A 21,953-nucleotide genomic window follows, 5' to 3' on the forward strand; every position below is an offset into this window, starting at 1 on the left:
GCGGCGGTTACACGGATTCTTATACGCTTCTGCCAAATCGACAACTGATTTCAGTATCATGGACAGTCACAAGCAGCTCAAAAATCGGGGCGGATATGCGGCACACTTGTCCGCATATCCGCCCCGCTGATGTTAACGTTGATTGGCAAAAGGCCGTCGACACCCTACCCTTTAATGCACAGTACCTGCTTCAAGGTATGAACCACTTCCACCAGGTCGCTTTGATTCGCCATGACGGTATCGATGTCCTTATAGGCGCCGGGCAGCTCATCAAGAATGCCCTTGTCCTTACGGCACTCCACGCCTGCGGTTTGCTCCTCGGCATGGCGTTCGCTGAATTGCTGCTTGGCGGCATTGCGGCTCATGCGCCGGCCCGCGCCGTGCGAGCTGGAACAAAACGACTGGGGATTGCCTTTACCGCGCACGATATAGGATTTGGCGCCCATACTCCCGGGAATAATCCCCAATTCGCCTTCTCCGGCACGAACCGCGCCTTTGCGCGTCACCCAAACCCAAGCATCGAAATGCCGCTCACGCGCCACATAATTGTGATGACAATTCACGGCTTCCTTGGTGATGCCGAACTTGGGCAGTTTTTTACGCAAAGCCTCGACGATTAAATACATCATCTCGCGCCGGTTGGCCTCAGCATAATCCTGCGCCCACGCCACGGCTTGCAGATAATCGTCGTAGTGATCCGCGCCTTCGCTGAAGTAAGCCAAGTCCTTGTCCGGCAGATGATGCAGATGCCGTCCCATATCCTTGCGAGCCAATGCGATAAAGTATTCACCGATGGAATTACCTATGCCGCGGCTGCCGGAATGCAGCATCACCCAGACGTCTTGATTTTCATCCAGGCATAACTCGATGAAATGATTGCCGCCGCCCAGGGTGCCGATTTGGCGTATCCAGGTCTGATACGGCTTTTTCTGCATGGCATACAGCTTGGGATGCTTTTGCAAGATCGCGTGCATGCCGCCGGACAAGGCGCGTATGGTCGATTCCCGAGCCCTGTCCTGTTTGTGCATCGCAAAACCGACCGGAATGGCCGACTCGATATGCAAACGCAGGCCGCGCAGATTATCCGGCAAGTCCTTGGCTTTGATCGACAACCTCAATGCATTCATGCCGCAACCGATATCGACGCCGACGGCCGCCGGAATTATCGCGCCGACAGTCGGAATCACCGAACCGACAGTCGCGCCTTTGCCCAGATGCACATCCGGCATCACCGCGATATGACTATGCACAAACGGCATTTGCGACAAGTTATACAACTGCTGCATCGCCTCATGCTCGATATCGTCGGTATAAATTTTGACCGGGACTTTGCCTTTGGTCATGATGCGTTTTATCGGCATGGCACAGCCTCCCCGGACAATCCGCTGACATATTCAAGGCTCAAGAGCGGCATACGCTTGCGGTGGAAATTACGCGCCAGTTCGGTGCGCAACCAGGATTGGCCGCCTGCTAACGCTTGCTCTACCTGAGAATCCGGATCTGATCCGTAAGCATCGGTCAGTACGATATGCAAACGCCGGCCGTTATCGAGCAAATCGACTGATACGATGCGCAAATCACGCAGCAACGGATTCGCGGCTTCACTCGCCAAAATCAATGGCAGGATTCTTTCCGCTTCCCGGCAAATCCGCCTGTCCTGATGTAATGATGAGCGTGTTTTCCGTCCGCGCTTTTCCAGACGCGGATCGATACCATCTTCGGCACGCCACTGTGCACATAGCTGCGCAGCAACGTCCCGCCAACGGTTTGATGTATTCATAAATAACTCCCAATGCCGTGTAAAACGAGGGCAAAACAAAGCCCGCAACGCCACGGCGTCGATTAAAAAAGATGAGTAGTTTGGGAGCCCGGTCCGTACGAACCGAAAGAAGTGTTACCGGTGGGAAACGGACGCGAGGCTCAAGCATGCTGCAATATCGGACATCGACTGGGCCTCCTATGGTTGATGGTTAATAAAGCGCCGCATTTTATACGTTAGCGGGAGTTTGTCAAGTTTCAGATAAAACCTGCTGGAAATGCTGTTCTCTTGCGATAAGCATTGGCAAAAACCGGGCTTTTTGTTCATTTGTATTAAGAACTGATGTTACGCAATAGTTAATTATTGGCAGGCACTCCACCTTGCCACCTATCAGTTTAAGGTAAAATAATGCCCTTAGGTGACTTTGATCTGAAGAAAACCATGGGGTCTCAAAAAAGATTAGCGGAAGAAGTGCAGCGAGGGCTTGGCGATGCCTTGACGAAACTGCGTAAGTGGTAAGTTTCGCAAACAATTAGATACACAATGTGTATCTAATATGCTAGGATCAGCAGGTTAAAATTTTTCAACGAGGTTGCCATGCCTAATAACCAAACGACGACTGATGCACAAACCCAGGCCGTTAATCTGCGCGTTCGCAGCGACATTCGTTCATTGATCGACCGGGCGGCAAAGTCTCAAGGCAAGACTCGCTCCGAGTTCATGATCGATGCTGCACGGCGCGCCGCGGAAGAATCCTTGCTCGATCAAACACTGGTGCGGGTTGACCACAAAACCTATGATTATTTTCTGGAAGTTCTCGACCGACCGCCAAGCGGCGATGGCTTTGAACGGCTGATGTCCGCTAAAAAGCCCTGGCAGGAATAATGCTAACCGCACCGGTTCTACTTTCGACCGAACATCAGCTTGACGACTTTGCCTGCGGTGTCGATAGCCTGGATGACTGGCTCAAGCGGCGGGCCTACCCAAACCAGATCAGCGGCGCATCGCGTACCTATGTCGTAGCCGAAGGAAAAAGAATTGTCGGCTATTACTGCCTTGCCTCCGGTGCGCTGGCGCTGAACCATGCACCGGCCTCGCTGCGCCGCAATATGCCGGATCCCGTGCCTATCGCCGTTCTCGGCCGTCTTGCCGTCGACCAATCCTGGCAAGGCCGCGGCGTCGGCGTTGCTCTGCTGCAAGACGCCGTGCTGCGCACGATACAAGCAAGCGATATTCTTGGCATACGCGGCCTTCTGGTGCATGTCTTGTCCGTTGAAGCCAAGGCTTTCTATGAACACCATGGCTTTGTGGCCTCGCCGGCGCAACCGATGACATTGATTTTGTCGTTAAAGCGAAAAGCTCCGGGCTACGGCAAAAAATGAAGCGGAAACACATAATGCCGGATTCAGAAAACTTGAGAGCCTCAAACGCCCATCCAGCGATCCCCACAGAACTGGCTCCGCTTTTTAGCGACATCGCCGTCATCGTCCAGCAAGTACAACAGGCGGTCAATAGCGCGATGGTCCAGTGCTACTGGCAAATTGGCCGTTTGATTGTCGAGCATGAACAGCAGGGACAAGCCCGTGCCGCTTATGGCAAACAGCAACTGCAAGCGCTTTCAGAGTATTTGACGGCAGTATTCAGCAAGGGTTTTGACCAGCAATCTGCGTAATATGCGCTTTTACTTCTGTTTTCCAAATTGTGACGCAGTGAGTCACAAATTAAGTTGGACGCATTATAGAAAGCTGATTCGCATTGAAAATCCAAACCCAGGAATTGGTACCAGAAGGAAGCGATCGAATAGCATTGGAGCGCCCGAGCGCTGGAACGGCAGGTCAACAAACTTTTGAAAGAGCGGTCGTGTAGGGGCTATAGGCGGGCGATTCTGGAGCCCTACGCCGCTGCCCTCGTGGCACAGTTATCCCAACACCCGTTGATGACGTTGAAGGGACTGCAGTTGACAGAAACGGGAATGAAGTGGCGATTATTCCGCAAGGGGTTAAGACGCGCAACTCCCCTCCTGTTTCATTTGTCGTGAATTGACAGTGCGCGTCTATTCCGCTCTACGGTCTATAGAACGCCTTGCGCCTGCATGGCATCGGCTACTTTCACGAAGCCGGCGACATTGGCTCCGTCGACATAGCTGAAGCTACCGTCTTCACGTTCGCCGTATTGAACGCAGACCTGGTGAATACCTCGCATGATTTCCTGCAAACGCATGTCGACTTCTGCGCGGGTCCAGGACAGTCGCATCGCGTTCTGACTCATTTCCAGTCCGGAAGTGGCCACGCCGCCTGCATTGCTGGCTTTGCCCGGCGCATAAAGTACGTTGTTGGCTTCGAACAACTTGATCGCTTCGTTGGTAGTCGGCATATTAGCGCCTTCCGCCACACATTTAACGCCATTTTTGATCAGAATGGCCGCGTCCACAGCATCCAGCTCGTTTTGCGTCGCGCAAGGCAGCGCTACATCGACAGGGACATTCCAAGGCTTCATGCCGGCGTGGAATTCGCTGCCGGTACGTTTGGCGTAGTCGTTGACGCGACCATAGAGGTGGTTTTTCACTTCCATCAGTTCAGCCAATTTTTCTATGGTGAAACCGTCGTTGTCCACGATGGTGCCGCTGGAATCGGATACGGTGACGACTTTGGCACCGAGTTCCATCGCTTTTTCCACCGCATACTGCGCCACATTGCCAGAACCCGACACGCTGACGCGCAAACCGTCAAACGACATGCCTTTGCGTTTCAGCATTTCCTCGGCAAAATAGACCGTGCCATAGCCGGTTGCTTCCGGACGGATCAAGGAGCCGCCGAAACTCAGGCCCTTACCTGTGAACACGCAGTCGGCGCGATTGCTGAGCTTTTTCATCATGCCGGCCATATAGCCAACTTCGCGTCCGCCTACGCCAATGTCGCCCGCAGGTACATCGGTATCAGGGCCGACATGCCGAAACAGTTCGGTCACGAACGCCTGGCAGAAGCGCATTACTTCGCCCGGGCTTTTGCCTTTGGGATCAAAATCGGAACCGCCTTTGCCACCGCCCATTGGTAAGGTGGTCAGCGCGTTCTTGAAAGTTTGTTCGAAAGCCAGGAATTTTAGGATCGACAAGTTGACCGATGGATGGAAACGCAAGCCGCCTTTATAGGGGCCAATAGCCATGTTGTGCTGAATGCGGTAGCCGCGGTTGACTTGCACTTTGCCGTGGTCATCGACCCAAGATACCCGGAACATGACGATGCGCTCTGGCTCGACCAGCCGGTCAAGCAGACCATTTTCAGCGTATTTAGGAAAACGCGAAATAAAGGGCCACAGGCTCTCCATCACCTCCGTCACTGCCTGGAGAAATTCAGTCTGACCAGGATTAAGTTCGGCTACGTGAGTCAGAAATTCATTACAGCTTTTGTATTTCATTAATGCATTGCCTCAATTTAGTGGGCTTGTTAATAATTAATAATGTTGCTTATGGCGCATAAGCTCATCAATTTTACATTATTTAACTTCTGAAATTTTAATTGATCCAGGGTCGCGAATTCATAACGGGATCCGTACGCATATCTAAGAATCTGTTCAATATCTGCTGAGAGAGGTTGGTGATAGCGGGTGCGACATTTGGAAAGTGAAGAAGAAAAAATGGTAGTTGGCAGAAATCTCAGGACTTGGGGCCCAGAATCAACTCTCTTTACCGGGATCATCTGCACTGGACGGGATTGGCGAAGGACGGCAAAAGCCTGATCATTACCAGCATGTGCCCTGACCTCGGCTCGCTGGGCTGATACGAAGAATGGATTTCCTATCAGAATCCTCAGGTCGAGTGGCAGGAGCCCTTGAGCCTGGGTGACACCGTCAATACCGCAGGCGAAGACATGTGCAGGACTTTCACGCCGGACGGCGAAGTTTTCAGGTGGCTGGGGGTCCGCGGGCCGCTTAGTAATGGGCATGGAATAAATCAGGGAATTGTAGGTGCGAATTCATTTATGCCTTATGGACTTGTGCCCTTCAGGGTATTCGCACTGTGCGAATACCCTGAAGGGCACAAGTGAATTCGCACCTACACTGGAAATTCATCCGTGCACTTGAGGAAGTTATTTTATGCGCGTTCCTTAGAAAATTTAGCGCGATAGAAGGAGCTGAGGCATGAAGCTATTGGTCACGAATGATGGGCTTTCTTCAGCAGTCGAAAAAGATGTACGCTATGTGTACTATAGATCCATCCTTCCCAGTGCCTTATGGAGGTAAACAATGAGCAATCCATCAACTACGGAATACCTGTCGGTTCATGAGTTTTTCTGCGACCTCCCTGATGATGTCCTGAAATTTCTGTCCGAATGTTCGAGCATATACGAAATCAAAAAGGGGCAGATCCTGTTTCAACAAGGCGAAAAAGCAGACAAATTCTATATAGTCCGCAATGGACGTATCGCTCTACAAATCCCAGCGATAATGGGCCCGAATCTGGAGATCCAGACCCTGGGTAATGACCAAGTCTTGGGATGGTCCTGGTTGATCTCACCTTATCAATGGAGTTTTCAAGCCAGGGCCGAAGAGGACTCGGAATTGCTCCAGTTTGACGGGACTGCCATACTGGCACGATGCGAGCAGGAACCGAAATTCGGCTATGAGCTGTTAAAGAAATTTGCCGGAATGATGTCTATGCGTCTCGAAGCGGCGCGTCAGAAGATGATGGAGGAATGGAATCCCGCCGGATTTGCCTAAGTCGCAGTCCGACCCTAACCGGTCTGTGCATTGTGTCTTTCAAATGTCCATTTAGGCTAATATTTTGGTCATTCGATAAGGGTCAGAAGGGGCAAGTCTAGATTCGCAGCTTTTTTTTGGAAATGAGAAATAAAAGAGCCGGGGTTATTTTATAATTCAACCCGCTCCTTTTTTTCAAAGCGAAGAGTTTTGAAACGCCCAGTACGGTAATTCCGCATGCCGGGATTTGTGAGGGGGAGCTGGCTGTTCAACCTTGATGATTAGCAACCAACACTACCAATCTAGACCTGACCCCGCTGGTGTTTACTACCAATCTAGACCTGACCCCGCTGGTGTTTAGTTTTTATATCTCACTGAGTTCCTGGTCGATTTTCAGTAGTTTATAATTGTGCTGACATCAATTTATCAAGGTATATACACGAATTGCCTATATCAAGATAAAATTGTCCAGATATTAGAGCGACATCAACTTATCTGCATATTTGCTTTGTAATCAGCATCTAAGGCTCCTTATTATCTTAGTAAAGCTCTGGTGTTTATCTAGGCAGCCATTATTACACTATAACAATATAATACATAGTAGAGAAGGAATTAAAAGTGGACATAAACTTGGCAAAACGCAAGGCAGCAATGGTTCTTTATAGTATAGAAGAATCGCTTGGGAGGTATATTCTTGAAAACGAAAGTTCAGTAACGTGCCAAGCTTCAGGATTTGAAGATATAAAAATACAGGATGTTATAGAAAAAACATATCTCGACGAAATATTTCAGTTAGTAATAAGAGCCACAAAAGATACTACTGAAGAAATAGCAATCAAGCGGTTATATCAACTGGCACATGATCTGAACTTGTTCGAAATAAGGAATACAATTGCTCATCCTAATAGACCTTTTTTAGATGTTTATTGGTATCGTGTTGCAGCTATTGCTGCTGATCCTGTTTTTGAAACTTTGGGCATTAGAGAAATCAGGGCTGTTTTATATTCAGCGGAAAAAGGAATTATTGAAGAGCCACCAGAAGGTTGGGATAAAAAATATAGCTGGGCTATTCCAAACAATCTGCCCGTTAAATTCGAATCCGACATAACAGGACTAATTGGGAGACAGAAAGAACTAACAGAGTTAAAAGAAAAAATAGCTAGCCCACGGATTAATACTGCAGCAGTTATTGCTCCTGGAGGATATGGAAAAACGGCACTTGTACTTGATTTACTGAAGGAAATAGTCTCAACCCCAGATTCTACAAAGTGGGCCGATGCAGTCTGTTACATAACACTTAAAACAGAAACATGGGAAAATGACGGGTTTGTAAAGCTTGATGCGGCCTCTGAAATAAAAGCCGTAGAACAACTAATCGCAGATCATTTAGGTATTATTTTTGACGAATATATTGATGATATTGATCAGGCAATACAAGAATTCTCTGATAAAAGAATTGTTCTCTGTATTGACAATTTAGAAACTATTCTTCGAGATAATGACTTATTATTTTACAGTTTTGTTGAAAAGTTACCAAGAGATTGGAAAGTTATTGTAACAAGTCGAGTTATTATAACTAATGCTTACATATACTCACTATCAGAATTAAAAGAGAAGTCAGCCATCCATTTGGCGCGCTTGTATAATCGCAATAAAGGAGGCGATGAGCTTCCACAGGAAAAATACGTCAAAATATCAAAGGACTGTTATTTTAATCCTTTGGCAATCAAGATGACTCTTGATATGTATATTTCCGGAAAAGAGATACCTGATTCAATCACTGCAGCTAAAAGTAACATTGCTTACTTTTCGTTTAGTAATCTCATTGAATCACTTTCTAAAGAAGCTCTTCAAGTTTTGGAGTTAATATTCATAGAATCGGAAAGCAGCCGTAAACTTATCTGTGAAATTTTAGAGTTAACGGCTGATGAGGCGGCGTCAGCTATTAATGAATTATCTAGGACTTCTTTAATAAATCGAAGTTCGGAAAATGATAAAGAGTCATATGAGATCAATGGTTCAATTAAGGATCTATTGATTATCAATCCTAAATGTTTAGAGATCAGGGCTAATATTCAAGGAAAATTAAATAAACAGAAAGCTGTCTCGAAAGAAATTGATATTCAGCAGAAAGCTTACAACATACCTGAATGGCATTTTCAATATATACCTGCAGAAGCCGATGATGGATTAAAAATTCTAATGAAGGAGTTTGCAAAACTTCGCTTCTCAAAAAATACGAACAAAGAAAAGATATCTTCAGTATATGCAAAATTTAAACAAAGTGAAGAGCATTATAATTCCGATTATTTGTTTGTCAGATCATATGCTAAATTGCTTGAATCTATGTTACTGGTTGCGGAAGCTAAAAAATATTATTTAAAAGCGTTAAGTCTCAACAATGACAAGTTTACGAGATATTTTGTTGCTCGTTTCTTATTTGATCAGGCCGATTATGATGGCTCATTGGAACAATACTTAAAACTTGTTAGCGAAATAAATTTAACTGAGTACGAACCAAAATATAAACCTTTCTATGATTCAATATATCAAGGTTATTTTCTAAGTCATCTTTTTAAAGGTGAATATGAACCTGTACTTGAATATACGAAAAAATGGAAAGAAGAAACAGTTTTTAGAAGTTTATTTGGAACTTTTAGGGCTAGTTCCTATAAAAGAAAGATTGAAACATTTGCACATCATGATGTAGCTTCAATTTTAGATTGTCTGAATAGCGCAACAAAAATCCTTGATGATGTCTATAGAACAGATGGTTACTCACAAGTTTCATGTACACAGGGAATTAAAATTATTGAAGAAATAGTTTATTTCCTCAATCGCGAAGTATTTTATCGAAATCGTGAGAGTGAATGTGTAAACCTATTAAATTTTTGTGATAAACATTTGGTTGATATCGTTGATGCCGCAAGAAATAGAAGCTCAGAAGAGATTAGGCTTATAGCCAACTCACTTGCAGGGATTCCATTGTCTGAAAACCCCTTCTCGAATAAAAGACATTGGCGCTCACTCACTTCATTCTCTTTTAAAAATGCAATTGAAAAAACAGAAATTCCTAGTCAATATGAACTAGTTGAGGTTGTAAGAATAGCGAATAACCCGAAGGGGGGGAGAACTAACTTTCTGTTTGCAGAAGATCAAAATGATCAAGAATATTTCGTTCATTTTGACACTACAGAAAATTGTGATTGGAATGATTGGCTACAAATACAGGTTGGTACAAAATTGGCGGTCATCGAATCGATTCGTGTTGAAGGTAAATCTGCAAAGACTGTTCGGAAGTGTTATTTAGTGAATTCATGACATCCACATCTGTACACGAAGAATACGGCGATTTGTAAAGAATTCTTATATGAAAAATTGTAAGCGCGAATTAAACCCCATCTAAAAAACCAGGCGAGTTACTGTCAAACTATTCCCGATTGAAATTATCGGGAGTACAAGATGGAAAAAGAACTGCCCCTGTCGGGGTCAACGCCGGAACAGGAACTGACCGAAGCGCAGCGCTTCTGGCTCACGCATTACCAGGCCTGCCAAATGGCCAGCCAAAGCCTTGCGGAGTATGCGCGAGAACACGGGCTGGCGGTCAAATCGTTCTACTACTGGAAAAGACGATTGCGGCAGCTCAAAGCCATTGAGCCCGAATCACAGCGGCAGTCACCTCAGCCCACGTTTCATGCCGTCAGGATCCGGCGGACTCAGGTGGTTGAGGCCGCCTGTCGACTTCACTTCCCCAATGGCATGACCTGTGAGCTGATGGATATCGATGAGCCCGGACTGGAACGGCTGCTGGTGACGGTTAGCCGGTTACCGCTATGATGCGCCCCGGGTCACAGAAGGGGTCACACAGAAGGGGTCCACAGAAGGGGTCAGGTCTAGATTCACAGCTTTTTTTGGAAATGAGAAATAAAAGAGCCGGGTTTATTTTATAATTCAACCCGCTCCTTTTTTTCAAAGCGAAGAGTTTTGAAACGCCCAGCACGGTAATTCCGCACGCCGGGATTTGTGAGGGGAGGCATCGGGGAACTGGCTGTTCAACCTTGATGATTAGCAAACAATACTACTAATCTAGACCTGCCCCCGCCGCTGGTGTTCGCCTTTATGTTTTTTTCCTCGATTTATCATCATGTAGTACACAACACTGGCAGCCTAAGATGATCATTGCCCCACTTTATTAAGCCAAATCAAATAATACCGGTTTTTTTGTATCAGGTGATCGGCAAGTGTTACTGAGGAAAAAATTGTTAGCCCGAGTGTTATCCCGAAAGCGGTTTTTTGAATTTTTTGATTTTATCGACTTTCGTAAGTCTTTGATTCAATTGGTCGGGGCGAAAGGATTTGAACCTTCGACCCCTTGCACCCCATGCAAGTGCGCTACCAAGCTGCGCTACGCCCCGACGTATTGAAATTTTGAGAGTATCTGAGAAAGGCTTGCGAACGCAGGCCCTATCGATGCGGCAGATTATACTCCATCCGTCGCATTAAATCTATGTTGGTAATAATCTATTTTAGTAATTCTAAAATATCTTCGAGTTCGCCAATCAACTGGTGAATCAACTGCTTGGTGCGGGTTGAGTCTTCCTTGGCGTCATCGCTGGACAGGTGAGCCCTGGCTCCACCGATGGTATAGCCTTGTTCATACAAGAGAGAGCGGATCTGACGTATCATTAGCACGTCATGGCGCTGATAATAGCGGCGGTTGCCGCGCCTCTTGACAGGGCTCAGTTCAGCAAACTCTTGTTCCCAATACCGGAGCACATGGGGTTTCACCCCACATAGCTCACTGACTTCACCTATAGTGAAATACCGTTTGGCCGGTATTGGCGGCAGTTCGTTGTTATTACTCGGCTCCAGCATATGCTTCCACTCGGGCTTTAAGTTTTTGACCTGACCTGAATGTTACCACACGCCGAGCGGTTATGGGAATCTCTTCACCGGTTTTCGGGTTTCTGCCAGGACGGCTATTTTTATCGCGGAGTTCGAATTTCCCAAAACCGGAAATTTTTACCTGCTCACCGTTTTCCAAAGAACCTTTAATTTCTTCAAAAAACAATTCGACCATCTCCTTTGCTTCACGCTTGTTTAAGCCAAGCTCATCAAACAGCCTTTCGGCAAAATCTGCTTTGGTTAATGCCATTAAATCAATCTCTCAGCTTTGCACTAATTTTCTTCGTTACTGTATCTAACACCCTGTTAAATATAGCATCTATTTCAGAATCTGTTAGCGTTTGTGAATAATCCTGTATGGTTAAACTTAAAGCCATACTTTTATGGCCTTCTTCCACGCCCTTGCCACGGTACACGTCAAAAATCACGATGTCCTGCAGGGTCTGTTCAGCACATCCTTGAATAGCACGGAGGATGTCATCCGCCGAGATCTCTTCCTTGACGATCAAGGCTAAATCGCGACGCACCGACGGGTACTTTGACAGCGATTTGAACACAGGAATACGCTTATTTAACAATAAGTTCTGGTCGAATTCAAATAAAAAAACCTGAGTATCGAAACCCAGCTGTTTTTCCAGCGTGGGGTGGAGCATGCCAAGCCAGCCAATTGTTTCACCTGCCGGCGTCAGGATTTCAGCCGACTGCCCCGGATGCAACGCCGCTTGCTTTCCCGATGCAAAGCGCACATCGCAGCTCGTTAACGCAAACATGGCTTGTACGTCGCCTTTCACATCGAAAAAATCGACTTTGCGGGTCTTCTCGCCCCATTGCTCGGCATAGGCGCTTCCCAATGCCAGCCCTGCCAGCATTTTCTGCTGACGAACTTCTCCGCCCTGATTAATAAAGCGCAGACCGGTTTCAAACAACCGCACCCGGTTCTGCTGGCGATTGGTGTTGTGCAATGCCGCATTCAATAAACCGCACCATAACGTGGTGCGCATGACCGACAATTCCGAGGAAATGGGGTTTTTTAAAGGGATAAACACATCGTCGGGCGCTACTGCCTTCTGGATGTCTTCATCGACAAAACTATAGGTGATCGCTTCCTGATAGCCTCTGTCGACCAGCAGATCCTTAACCCGGTCTATGTCCAGCACGGCCTCTGCCGCTTTGCCTAATTCGGAGCGCATCAACAAACTGCTGCTCGGCAGGTTGTTATAGCCATAGATACGCGCCAGTTCTTCGATCAGGTCCGCTTCGATGGCGATATCAAACCGGAAGCCCGGCGGCGTGATTTGCCAGCCATCGGCCTGAGTTTCCACTGACATGCCCAGGCGCTGGAAAATCGCCACGATTTCTTCATCCGCCAGCGCGATGCCCAGTATTTTCTCGATGCGCTGCCGTCTGAGCAGAACCGCCGGACGTGTAAGTAACGCCGATTCGGCTTTCGCTTCGGTAACTGGACCGACGCTGCCGCCTGCGATTTCAATAATCAGTTGCGTGGCGCGTTCGATGGCTCTTTCCTGCAGCATGGGATCGACGCCGCGCTCGAAGCGGTGCGATGAATCGGTATGCAGCCCGAATCGGCGCGCCTTACCGGCAATGCTTTGCGGGGCAAAAAACGCGCACTCCAGGAATACGTTTTGTGTGTCATCGCCGACGGCCGACTCGCTGCCGCCCATGACGCCGGCAAGTGCCAGGGCCTGTTGATCATCGGCGATCACTAACGCTTCGGAATCAAGCGTGATCAGCTGCCCGTTCAATAAAGAAAGTTGTTCGCCGGTCTTGCCCCAGCGTACGTTGATGGCGCCGGTTAGTTTGGCGACATCGAAAGCATGCAATGGCTGACCCAGCTCGATCAGTACATAATTGGTGACGTCAACCAGAGGCCCCAGGCTCCTCAGGCCGGAACGGCGCAGGCGTTCCTGCATCCACAACGGAGTCTCGGCCTTGGCGTTTACGCCTTTGATCAGGCGCCCCAGATAACGGGGACAGGCGTCTGCCGCTTCGACGTTGACCGCCAGAACATCCTGATGACTGACCGCCACCGTCTCGATTTGGGTCGGCGACCAGTTCATGCGATTTAACACCGCCACTTCCCGGGCAATGCCTTCCACGCTCAGGCAGTCCGCCCTGTTAGGCGTCAGGTCGACTTCGATAATGGAGTCGTTGAGAGACAGGTAGTCGCGGATATTGGTGCCTACCGGCGCATCGGAGGCCAGTTCCATCAGGCCGCTGGCGTCGGCTGCCAGGCCCAGTTCCTTTTCCGAGCACAGCATGCCGAACGATTCCACGCCGCGCAGCTTGGATTTTTTGATTTTAAAATCGCCCGGCAATACGGCGCCGATTAAAGCCGCCGGTATTTTGAGCCCGACGCGCACGTTACTGGCGCCGCAAACGATTTGCAATGGTTCGGCTTCGCCGACAGCGACTGTACAGACTCTGAGCCGGTCGGCATCCGGATGTTGCTGCATGTCCAGCACTTCACCGACGACGACGCCGCTGAATACTGCAGCCGCGGGCGTTACGGAATCAACTTCAAGGCCTGCCATAGTCAATTGCTCGACCAGTTCTTCTGTGGTTATGGCCGGATTGACGTAATCTCTTAACCAGGCTTCACTAATTTGCATGATTCAAGCTTTCCTGTAACTGCAACTTATTTGAATTGTTCTAAAAATTTAAGATCATTTTCAAAAAACAATCTCAAATCGTTGATGCCGTATCGCATCATAGCCAGACGCTCTACGCCCATGCCGAATGCGAATCCTGAAAATTGTTCGTGATCGATATTCACCGATTTGAAGACTTCGGGATGGATCATTCCGCACCCCCCTACTTCCAGCCAACCGGTGTTCTTACAGACACGACAGCCTTGACCGTCGCACATCACGCATGAGACGTCGAACTCTGCAGAAGGCTCGGTGAATGGGAAATAAGATGGACGGAAGCGAGCCTGGACATCTTTTTCGAAAAATGCCTGTAAAAACTCGAAAATCACACCTTTTAAATCGCCGAAGCTGACGTCTTTATCGACAAGAAAGCCCTCTACCTGATGAAACATGGGCGAGTGGGTGAGATCCGAATCGCAGCGGTATACCCGTCCGGGGGCAATGACTTTGAGCGGCGGCTGCTCGGACTCCATAACCCGGATCTGCACGGGTGAAGTATGTGTCCGCAAAACCGTATGCGCGTCAAAATAAAATGTATCGTGCATGGCCCGCGCCGGATGATGCTCAGGGATGTTCAGGGCGCTGAAGTTATGGTAATCGTCTTCGATTTCAGGTCCTTCAACCACTTTGAAACCGACCCCGGCAAAAATCGTGGAGATTCTTCTCAACGTGGTCGTGACCGGGTGCAGTCCGGCAACGAATTGCCCTCTTCCCGGCAGGGTCACATCGACACGCTCGCTAGCCAGCCTTTCTTCCAGTGCCGCCTGCTCCAGCGCGGTTTTCCTGATTTCCAGTTGTTGCTGAAACTGGTCTCTGGCTTCGTTGATTACTTGTCCAGCGGAGCGCCGCTGTTCGGGATCAAGTCTACCGAGTTCTTTCATCTGCAGGGTAAACTGACCCTTCTTGCCGAGATATTGAACACGGACCTGATCGAGTTGATTAAGGTCTTTTGCATCCGCAAGCTGTTGTAATGCCTGCGCGAGAATTTCTTCTAGAATGGCCGACACTGCTCAGCTCGCTTATATTAAGTAGATGGGGAGGAGATCCAAAAAGGATTTTTAACCGGGCAAGGATTTAACCCCTCACCCCGCCCCTCCCCGATCGGAGAGGGGGGGAATAACCTGACTACTCAGCCGGAGTAGTCATTTCCTTATCTCAAAGTGGACTTTGATTCGCCTTGGCGATTTTCGCTATTTCAGCAAAAGCGTCCATATCGCGTACCGCGATATCCGCCAAAACCTTACGGTCTATCGCCACATTCGCTTTGTTCAAGCCATTGATCAGGCGGCTGTAAGATGTGCCGCACATTCTGGCTGCCGCATTGATACGGACAATCCACAACGCCCGGAACTGACGTTTTTTCTGTTTACGGTCGCGGTAAGCATATTGACCTGCTTTGATGACCGCTTGCTTGGCAACGCGATAAACGCGACTACGTGCACCGTAGTAACCTTTCGCTTGCTTTAAAATCTTTTTGTGTCTTGCTCTGGCTGTTACGCCGCGTTTTACTCTAGGCATTATTCCGCTCCTTGATTAACTGTAGGGCATCATGCGTGCGGCCATGCGCACATCTGATGGATGAATAGTTGCCGGCTTGCGTAACTGTCTTTTTCTTTTAGTGGACTTTTTAGTCAGAATATGACGTTTATGTGACTGGCCACATTTGAAACCGCCGTTGCCTGTGCGTCTGAAACGCTTGGCCGCGCCACGGTTGGTTTTTATTTTTGGCATTTGTTTGCTCCAATAAATATAAATACAAAATCCCTGAGAAAATAACCCAGCAAGGCAAAATGCATGGCCCTGAAGAATTATGCGCATCAAAAACGATGCCTTCAGCAACACATCCCGTGCTGCCTGATAGCTTTTGAAAGTCTAATGAGAAAAGGCGGCCTTATTACTTCTTTTTCTTCGGCGCCATGACCATGACCATCTGACGGCCTTCCATTTTAGGAAATTGCTCAACAGTGGCCAACTCTTCCAAATCTTTCTCTATACGCTTCAGCAAATCCATGCCGATTTCCCTATGGGCCATTTCGCGCCCGCGGTAACGTACAGTAATTTTTGTCTTATCCCCATCATTCAGGAATTTAGTTAAACTTCTTAACTTAACCTGATAATCCCCCTCGTCAGTTCCGGGTCTGAATTTGATTTCCTTAACCTGGATCTGTTTTTGTTTTTTCTTGGCAAGCGCCAGTTTTTTATTTTGCTCAAACTGGTATTTGCCGTAGTTCATTATCTTGCAAACCGGAGGATCCGCGTTTGGCGATATTTCCACTAAATCCAAGTCCGCAGCATAAGCAATCTGTTTAGCCTCGTCCAGCGAGATGATGCCCAATGCCTCACCATCGGCACCTGTTACCCTCACTCGCCTAGCAGTGATGGCATCGTTCAGGCGCGTTTCATCTTTTTTAGCAGCGATATCTTAACCCTCCAAAGTATTGTTACTTTTTGTCTTCAATCTCTTTCGTTAACCGTTCGGCAAATGCACTGATTGACAGACTACCTAAATCCTCACCCTTTTGCGTACGCACCGAGATCGTTTGATCATCCAATTCCTTATCTCCAATGATCAAAAGATAGGGCACGCGCTGCATGGAATGCTCGCGAATTTTAAACCCGATCTTTTCATTTCTCAAGTCTATTTTCACCCTGAAACCTTGCTTCTCGAGGTTTTGCGCAAGCTCCGAGGCATATTCGGCATGTCGATCGGTGATCGTCATCAGTACGGCCTGTACCGGCGCCAGCCAGGCAGGGAATGTGCCTGCATGCTGCTCTATCAGAATGCCGATAAAGCGCTCTAACGAACCAAGTATGGCTCTGTGCAGCATAACCGGCACTTGTCTTGAGCCGTCTTCGGCAATATAGGTGGCACCCAGCCGGCCAGGCATGGAGAAATCGACCTGGATCGTGCCACACTGCCAGACACGTCCAATACAATCCTTCAATGAAAATTCAATTTTAGGCCCGTAAAAAGCACCCTCGCCCGGTTGCAGATCCCATTTCAGGCCTTTATTATTCAGCGCCAGTTCCAGGGCGCTTTCAGCTTTATCCCAGACCGCGTCGTCGCCGACCCGGTTCTCCGGACGCGTCGATAATTTGATAATGACTTCTTCGAAACCGAAATCCTTGTATACGTCGAACAGCATATCGATAAAAGTCGATACCTCGTCCTGGATCTGGTTTTCCGCACAGAAGATGTGCGCATCATCCTGCACGAAGTTTCTGACCCGCATCAGGCCATGCAATGTGCCCGATGGTTCGTTGCGGTGACACGAGCCGAATTCCGCCAGACGGATCGGTAAGTCTCGATAACTTTTAATGCCCTGATTGTAAATCTGCACGTGGCAAGGGCAGTTCATAGGCTTGATGGCATAGTCACGATGCTCGGAATGCGTCGTGAAAATCATGTCGCCGAACTTATCCCAGTGCCCGGACTTTTCCCACAGGGAACGGTCCACGACCTGCGGCGTTCTTACTTCCCCGTAACCATTCGTGCGCAACTTCTGGCGGATATACTGCTCAACCTGCTGATAAATGGTCCAGCCTTTATCGTGCCAGAACACCATGCCGGGCGCTTCCTCCTGGGAATGGAACAGATCCAGGGTTTTCGCCAATTTACGGTGATCGCGCTTTTCCGCTTCTTCCAGGCGATGCAGATAAGCCTGCAACTCTTTTTTATCGCCCCATGCCGTGCCGTAAATACGCTGCAGCATCTCATTGTCGGAATTACCGCGCCAGTAGGCGCCGGCAATCTTCATGAGCTTGAAGGCTTTTAATTTGCCCGTGCTCGGCACATGGGGGCCTCGGCATAAATCGGTAAATCCGCCCTGCTCGTATAAAGACAGATCCTCATTGGCCGGAATGGATTCAATGATTTCCGCTTTGTATTCCTCACCCTGGTTTCTAAAGAATTTTACCGCTTCGTCTCTGGGCAACACCGTACGCTTGACCGGATAATCCTGATCGGCCAATTGCTGCATTTTTTTCTCGATGGCGGCCAGATCTTCGGGGGTAAACGGTCGTTCGTAGGCAAAATCGTAATAGAAGCCGTTTTCGATGACCGGACCGATAGTGACTTGCGCCTGCGGGAAGAGTTCTTTGACGGCTTGGGCCAAAAGGTGGGCGGTGGAATGACGAATAACATCGACACCCGCTTCATCCTTGGAAGTGACAATTTGAAGCGTGGCGTCGTTTTCGATTAATGTACTGGCATCGACAAGCTTGCCGTCCAGTTTGCCTGCCAGGGTCGCCTTAGCCAATCCGGAGCCGATGGATTGAGCAACCTCCATCACTGTAACAGCTTGGTCATACTCGCGATGAGAGCCATCAGGAAGGGTAATTACCGGCATTATTCGTCAACTATATTTAGTTAGTACAATAAAAAAAGCACCGCCGAGCAGTGCTTTATAAAGTCTGGTAGGCGCGATTGGACTCGAACCAACGACCCCCACCATGTCAAGGTGGTGCTCTAACCAACTGAGCTACGCGCCTGAAGCCTGTGTAACTTCAGAGCCGGCTATTATACTTACAGTTTTTTATTATGCAACTTTTTAAACCAACATTTCCTCTTGCAGCGTCTTGATTTCATCCCTGATCTTGGCCGCCTGCTCAAACTCAAGGTTTTTGGCGTGCTGGTACATGGCCTCTTCCAGCTGTTTGAGCTTCTTGCCCAGCTGTTTGGGCGTCATGGCTTTGTAATCGGCCGCCAGTTCCGCGACCTGCCCCTTCGCCCCGCCGAACGAGATGGCGGCGCCGGGAATCGACGTCTGCATGATATCGGTCACGGATTTGTAGATAGTGGTCGGCTCTATATGATGCTCAGCATTGAAACGGCGCTGCTTTTCCCGGCGGCGTTCGGTTTCATCGATCGCCTGCTGCATGGATTTGGTAATGCGGTCGGCATATAAAATCGCTTTGCCGCGTGCGTTCCTGGCGGCGCGGCCGATGGTTTGCACCAAAGATACGACCGAACGCAGAAAGCCTTCCTTGTCGGCGTCCAGAATGGCCACCAGGGACACCTCCGGGATATCAAGTCCTTCGCGCAGCAGGTTGATGCCGACCAGCACGTCAAACTGCCCCAGCCGCAAGTCGCGGATAATCTCGACGCGCTCCACCGTGTCGATGTCGGAATGCAGATAGCGCACGCGTACGCCGTGCTCCAGGTAATATTCAGTCAGATCCTCGGCCATCCTTTTAGTCAGCGTCGTCACCAGCACCCGCTCTTGCAACTCGATGCGCTTATTGATTTCCGAGAGCAAATCATCGACCTGCGTCGTGGCCGGACGCACCTCGACCTCGGGGTCCAGCAGCCCGGTCGGCCTGACCACCTGCTCGGCGAATACGCCGGAGTGCGCTTTTTCATAAGGGCCGGGCGTCGCCGATATATAGATGCGCTGGGGCGATTTCGCCTCGAACTCATCGAACATCAACGGCCGGTTATCGAGCGCCGAAGGCAACCGGAAGCCGTATTCGACCAGCGTTTCCTTGCGTGAGCGATCGCCTTTATACATGGCGCCGATCTGCGGCACCGTGACATGACTTTCATCGATGATGACCAGCGCATCGGCCGGCAGATAATCGAACATGGTCGGCGGTGATTCGCCGGGGCCTCGGCCCGACAGATGGCGCGAATAATTTTCGATGCCCGAGCAGTAGCCGACTTCCAGGATCATTTCAATATCGAACAGCGTCCGTTGCTCCAGCCGCTGTGCCTCGACCAGCTTATTCAACGAGCGCAATTGCTCCAGGCGCTCCTTGAGCTCGATCTTGATCGCATCGACAGCGGACAGCAGCTGCTCGCGCGGCGTCACGTAATGATTCTTCGGGTAGACCGTATAGCGAGCCACGCGGCGCAGGACTTCGCCAGTCAGCGGGTCGAACAGCGACATACGCTCGACTTCGTCATCGAACAACTCGACGCGCAAGGCTTCACTGTCGGATTCAGCCGGAAAAATATCGATGACTTCGCCGCGCACGCGATAGGTGGCGCGGCGCAGTTCCGTATCATTGCGCGTATACTGCATTTCGGCCAGGCGGCGCAAAATGGCGCGCTGATCGATCATGTCGCCCTTGACCAGATGCAGGACCATTTTGAAGTAGGATTCCGGCTCGCCCAAACCGTAAATCGCTGAGACGGTCGCGACCACAATCGTATCCTGTCGCTCGATCAGCGCCTTGGTGGCCGACAGGCGCATTTGCTCGATATGCTCGTTCAGCGAGGCGTCCTTGTCGATAAACGTATCGGAGGCCGGCACATACGCTTCCGGCTGGTAGTAGTCATAATACGAGACAAAATACTCAACGCTGTTTTCCGGGAAAAATTCTTTCATCTCTCCGTATAGCTGCGCCGCCAGCGTTTTGTTCGGCGCGATTATCATAGCCGGGCGCTGAACCTCATTGATCACATTCGCGATCGTGAAAGTTTTGCCGGAGCCTGTGACACCCAACAGCGTCTGATGCACTTCCCCGTCATTCAGGCCCTCAATCAGCTGTCTTATCGCGGTCGGCTGGTCGCCGGCCGGTTTGAATCGACTTTGAATTTTAAATTCTTTCTTCACTCAAAACTTCTCAGGAAATTAATCATTTTTAACAGTGGACTGTTAGCAAGCCATTATACATAGAGTATAATCTTCGTTATTTCTGACATTGATTTTACACGGCGGAATATGAGCATCAAACTATCTGATAGAGTGCAAGCAGTTAAACCCTCTCCTACCCTGGCCATTACCGCCAGAGCAGCGGAAATGCGCGCTGCCGGTAAGGACATTATTGGACTGGGCGCGGGCGAACCCGATTTCGACACGCCGGATCACATCAAAGCAGCCGCGGTTAAGGCACTAGACAACGGTTTTACCAAATATACTGCAGTCGACGGCATTCCGAGCTTAAAAAAAGCCATTATCAACAAGTTTAAAAACGATAACGGCCTGGATTACCAGCCCAAACAGATCCTGGTTTCCTGCGGCGGCAAGCAAAGCTCGTACAATCTGGCTCAAGCCCTGCTCAACCCCGGCGATGAAGTCATTATTCCAGCACCGTTCTGGGTTTCTTATCCCGACATGGTGCTGCTGGCGGACGGCGTGCCTGTTATTATCGAAACCACACAGGCGCAGCAATTTAAAATCACGCCGGAGCAGTTGCGCGCGGCCATCACCGACAAGACCCGGCTGATGTTCATCAACAGCCCGTCCAACCCGTCCGGTATCGCCTACACCCTGGACGAACTGAAAGCCATCGGCGATGTACTCAAGGAGTTTCCGAACATCATCATCGCCACCGATGACATGTATGAGCATATCCTCTGGAAAAAAGACACGTTCGTTAACATCCTGAATGCGCACCCTGACCTGTACGACCGTACTGTGGTCATGAATGGCGTATCGAAGGCCTATTCAATGACCGGCTGGCGTATCGGTTATGCGGCCGGCCCCGTCGACCTGATCGCGGCCATGTGCACGATCCAGTCGCAAAGCACCTCCAACCCGACCTCGATTTCGCAAGTCGCCGCCGAGGCAGCCTTGACCGGCGACCAGTCGTTTATCGACAACATGCGCGACGAATTTAAAAAGCGCCATGACTTCGTCGTCTCTGAATTCAATAAAATCGACGGCATCGACTGCTTGGGCACGGACGGCACGTTTTATGTGTTCCCGAATGTGGAAAAGCTCATCGAAAGGCTCGACAACATCAATGACGACCTTGAATTCGCCGAGTATCTGATCGAACAGGCCGGCGTCGCGCTGGTTCCCGGTTCCGCGTTCGGCTGCCCCGGCCATATCCGCATTTCCATCGCCACCAGCATGGCCAACCTGGAAAATGCCCTGGAGCGCATCAGAAACGCCATCTGAAAAACTGCTTCGCATTGATAAACAACAGGGCGACTGCAGCTATGCAGCCGCCCTTTTTTTATCCGCAGGGATTGAACC

The 21,953-nt window shown here is 49.3% G+C and carries 19 protein-coding genes and 2 tRNA genes; 7 read left to right on the top strand and 14 right to left on the bottom strand.

The features are described 5' to 3' along the window. Nucleotides 1-164: 164 nt before the first annotated feature. Both METMA_RS0103490 and METMA_RS0103495 read right to left on the bottom strand, forming a co-directional pair. Complete coding sequence (locus METMA_RS0103490; protein WP_020157684.1) at nt 165-1,361, bottom strand: RtcB family protein; 1,197 nt, start codon at nt 1,359-1,361, stop codon at nt 165-167. Continuing rightward, on the bottom strand, nt 1,352-1,780 hold the full coding sequence (locus METMA_RS0103495; protein ID WP_020157685.1) for a hypothetical protein: 429 nt from the start codon (nt 1,778-1,780) through the stop codon (nt 1,352-1,354). Before METMA_RS0103495 ends, METMA_RS0103490 begins: the two co-directional genes overlap by 10 nt. 576 nt (nt 1,781-2,356) lie before the next feature. Here METMA_RS0103495 and METMA_RS0103505 point away from each other — a divergent pair. From METMA_RS0103505 to METMA_RS23840, 3 genes are read left to right on the top strand one after another with little or no spacing between them, the layout of a single operon-like run. Continuing rightward, nucleotides 2,357-2,644: a type II toxin-antitoxin system TacA family antitoxin gene (locus tag METMA_RS0103505; protein ID WP_020157687.1), complete on the top strand. Its 288-nt coding sequence runs from the start codon at nt 2,357-2,359 to the stop codon at nt 2,642-2,644. Further along, the gene (locus tag METMA_RS0103510) at nt 2,644-3,141 is read left to right on the top strand and encodes a GNAT family N-acetyltransferase (protein WP_020157688.1); all 498 of its coding nucleotides are present in this window, start codon (nt 2,644-2,646) and stop codon (nt 3,139-3,141) included. The genes METMA_RS0103505 and METMA_RS0103510 overlap by 1 nt, the downstream gene beginning before the upstream one ends. A 14-nt stretch (nt 3,142-3,155) precedes the next feature. Continuing rightward, entirely contained in the window at nt 3,156-3,431 is a 276-nt protein-coding gene (locus tag METMA_RS23840) for a DUF1016 N-terminal domain-containing protein (protein ID WP_232216318.1), read from the top strand. Nucleotides 3,432-3,829: 398 nt separating this feature from the next. On the opposite strand, the gene gdhA is transcribed toward METMA_RS23840, so the two are convergent. Then, complete coding sequence (gdhA, locus tag METMA_RS0103520) at nt 3,830-5,173, bottom strand: NADP-specific glutamate dehydrogenase (RefSeq protein ID WP_020157690.1); 1,344 nt, start codon at nt 5,171-5,173, stop codon at nt 3,830-3,832. A gap of 828 nt (nt 5,174-6,001) precedes the next feature. Between gdhA and METMA_RS0103530 the strand changes: the two genes are divergently transcribed. From METMA_RS0103530 to tnpA, 3 genes are all read left to right on the top strand, one after another. After that, on the top strand, nt 6,002-6,475 hold the full coding sequence (locus tag METMA_RS0103530; protein WP_020157692.1) for a Crp/Fnr family transcriptional regulator: 474 nt from the start codon (nt 6,002-6,004) through the stop codon (nt 6,473-6,475). Between the two features lie 609 nt (nt 6,476-7,084). Next, nucleotides 7,085-9,775, top strand: a complete 2,691-nt coding sequence (locus tag METMA_RS0103535; RefSeq protein ID WP_156830445.1) for an NACHT domain-containing protein — start codon at nt 7,085-7,087, stop codon at nt 9,773-9,775. Nucleotides 9,776-9,916: 141 nt separating this feature from the next. Further along, the gene (tnpA, locus tag METMA_RS0103540) at nt 9,917-10,291 is read left to right on the top strand and encodes an IS66 family insertion sequence element accessory protein TnpA (protein ID WP_020157694.1); all 375 of its coding nucleotides are present in this window, start codon (nt 9,917-9,919) and stop codon (nt 10,289-10,291) included. 501 nt (nt 10,292-10,792) lie between these two features. Here the strand turns inward: tnpA and METMA_RS0103545 are convergent. From METMA_RS0103545 to uvrB, 11 genes are all read right to left on the bottom strand, one after another. Further along, nucleotides 10,793-10,869: transfer RNA gene (locus tag METMA_RS0103545), tRNA-Pro, on the bottom strand. A 106-nt stretch (nt 10,870-10,975) separates the two neighbouring features. Then, the gene (locus tag METMA_RS0103550) at nt 10,976-11,329 is read right to left on the bottom strand and encodes a MerR family transcriptional regulator (protein WP_020157695.1); all 354 of its coding nucleotides are present in this window, start codon (nt 11,327-11,329) and stop codon (nt 10,976-10,978) included. Next, the gene (ihfA, locus tag METMA_RS0103555) at nt 11,313-11,609 is read right to left on the bottom strand and encodes an integration host factor subunit alpha (protein WP_020157696.1); all 297 of its coding nucleotides are present in this window, start codon (nt 11,607-11,609) and stop codon (nt 11,313-11,315) included. Before ihfA ends, METMA_RS0103550 begins: the two co-directional genes overlap by 17 nt. A 4-nt stretch (nt 11,610-11,613) precedes the next feature. After that, entirely contained in the window at nt 11,614-13,989 is a 2,376-nt protein-coding gene (gene pheT, locus METMA_RS0103560) for a phenylalanine--tRNA ligase subunit beta (protein ID WP_020157697.1), read from the bottom strand. 26 nt (nt 13,990-14,015) lie between these two features. Further along, entirely contained in the window at nt 14,016-15,035 is a 1,020-nt protein-coding gene (gene pheS, locus METMA_RS0103565; protein ID WP_020157698.1) for a phenylalanine--tRNA ligase subunit alpha, read from the bottom strand. 148 nt (nt 15,036-15,183) lie between these two features. Continuing rightward, complete coding sequence (gene rplT, locus METMA_RS0103570; protein ID WP_020157699.1) at nt 15,184-15,546, bottom strand: 50S ribosomal protein L20; 363 nt, start codon at nt 15,544-15,546, stop codon at nt 15,184-15,186. A 15-nt stretch (nt 15,547-15,561) separates the two neighbouring features. Continuing rightward, nucleotides 15,562-15,759 (bottom strand): 50S ribosomal protein L35, encoded by a 198-nt coding sequence (gene rpmI, locus METMA_RS26210; protein WP_081917759.1) that lies wholly within the window; start codon nt 15,757-15,759, stop codon nt 15,562-15,564. A gap of 163 nt (nt 15,760-15,922) precedes the next feature. Next, nucleotides 15,923-16,447, bottom strand: coding sequence for a translation initiation factor IF-3 (gene infC / locus METMA_RS0103575; protein WP_081917755.1), 525 nt, complete (start codon nt 16,445-16,447; stop codon nt 15,923-15,925). Between the two features lie 22 nt (nt 16,448-16,469). After that, nucleotides 16,470-18,377, bottom strand: a complete 1,908-nt coding sequence (gene thrS, locus METMA_RS0103580; protein WP_027147008.1) for a threonine--tRNA ligase — start codon at nt 18,375-18,377, stop codon at nt 16,470-16,472. 65 nt (nt 18,378-18,442) lie between these two features. Then, nucleotides 18,443-18,519 (bottom strand) — tRNA-Val (locus tag METMA_RS0103585). A gap of 59 nt (nt 18,520-18,578) precedes the next feature. Continuing rightward, a complete protein-coding gene (uvrB, locus tag METMA_RS0103590; RefSeq protein WP_020157702.1) occupies nt 18,579-20,585 on the bottom strand; it encodes an excinuclease ABC subunit UvrB in 2,007 nt (668 codons plus the stop codon). A 108-nt stretch (nt 20,586-20,693) separates the two neighbouring features. Here uvrB and METMA_RS0103595 point away from each other — a divergent pair, with 108 nt between their 5' ends. Then, nucleotides 20,694-21,875 (top strand): pyridoxal phosphate-dependent aminotransferase, encoded by a 1,182-nt coding sequence (locus tag METMA_RS0103595; RefSeq protein ID WP_027147009.1) that lies wholly within the window; start codon nt 20,694-20,696, stop codon nt 21,873-21,875. Nucleotides 21,876-21,953: the final 78 nt, after the last annotated feature.

The organism is Methylobacter marinus A45 (assembly GCF_000383855.1).
In the GTDB taxonomy this organism is placed as follows: Bacteria; Pseudomonadota; Gammaproteobacteria; order Methylococcales; family Methylomonadaceae; genus Methylobacter; species Methylobacter marinus.

Coding starts and splice junctions, on each gene's coding strand:
- METMA_RS0103550 (WP_020157695.1), bottom strand. CDS start 11,329: ATGCTGGAGCCGAGTAATAACAACGAACTGCCGCCAATACCGGCCAAA.
- METMA_RS0103530 (WP_020157692.1), top strand. CDS start 6,002: ATGAGCAATCCATCAACTACGGAATACCTGTCGGTTCATGAGTTTTTC.
- thrS (WP_027147008.1), bottom strand. CDS start 18,377: ATGCCGGTAATTACCCTTCCTGATGGCTCTCATCGCGAGTATGACCAA.
- pheT (WP_020157697.1), bottom strand. CDS start 13,989: ATGCAAATTAGTGAAGCCTGGTTAAGAGATTACGTCAATCCGGCCATA.
- METMA_RS0103495 (WP_020157685.1), bottom strand. CDS start 1,780: ATGAATACATCAAACCGTTGGCGGGACGTTGCTGCGCAGCTATGTGCA.
- METMA_RS0103510 (WP_020157688.1), top strand. CDS start 2,644: ATGCTAACCGCACCGGTTCTACTTTCGACCGAACATCAGCTTGACGAC.
- ihfA (WP_020157696.1), bottom strand. CDS start 11,609: ATGGCATTAACCAAAGCAGATTTTGCCGAAAGGCTGTTTGATGAGCTT.
- rplT (WP_020157699.1), bottom strand. CDS start 15,546: ATGCCTAGAGTAAAACGCGGCGTAACAGCCAGAGCAAGACACAAAAAG.
- METMA_RS0103505 (WP_020157687.1), top strand. CDS start 2,357: ATGCCTAATAACCAAACGACGACTGATGCACAAACCCAGGCCGTTAAT.
- METMA_RS23840 (WP_232216318.1), top strand. CDS start 3,156: ATGCCGGATTCAGAAAACTTGAGAGCCTCAAACGCCCATCCAGCGATC.
- rpmI (WP_081917759.1), bottom strand. CDS start 15,759: ATGCCAAAAATAAAAACCAACCGTGGCGCGGCCAAGCGTTTCAGACGC.
- gdhA (WP_020157690.1), bottom strand. CDS start 5,173: ATGAAATACAAAAGCTGTAATGAATTTCTGACTCACGTAGCCGAACTT.
- METMA_RS0103595 (WP_027147009.1), top strand. CDS start 20,694: ATGAGCATCAAACTATCTGATAGAGTGCAAGCAGTTAAACCCTCTCCT.
- tnpA (WP_020157694.1), top strand. CDS start 9,917: ATGGAAAAAGAACTGCCCCTGTCGGGGTCAACGCCGGAACAGGAACTG.
- METMA_RS0103490 (WP_020157684.1), bottom strand. CDS start 1,361: ATGCCGATAAAACGCATCATGACCAAAGGCAAAGTCCCGGTCAAAATT.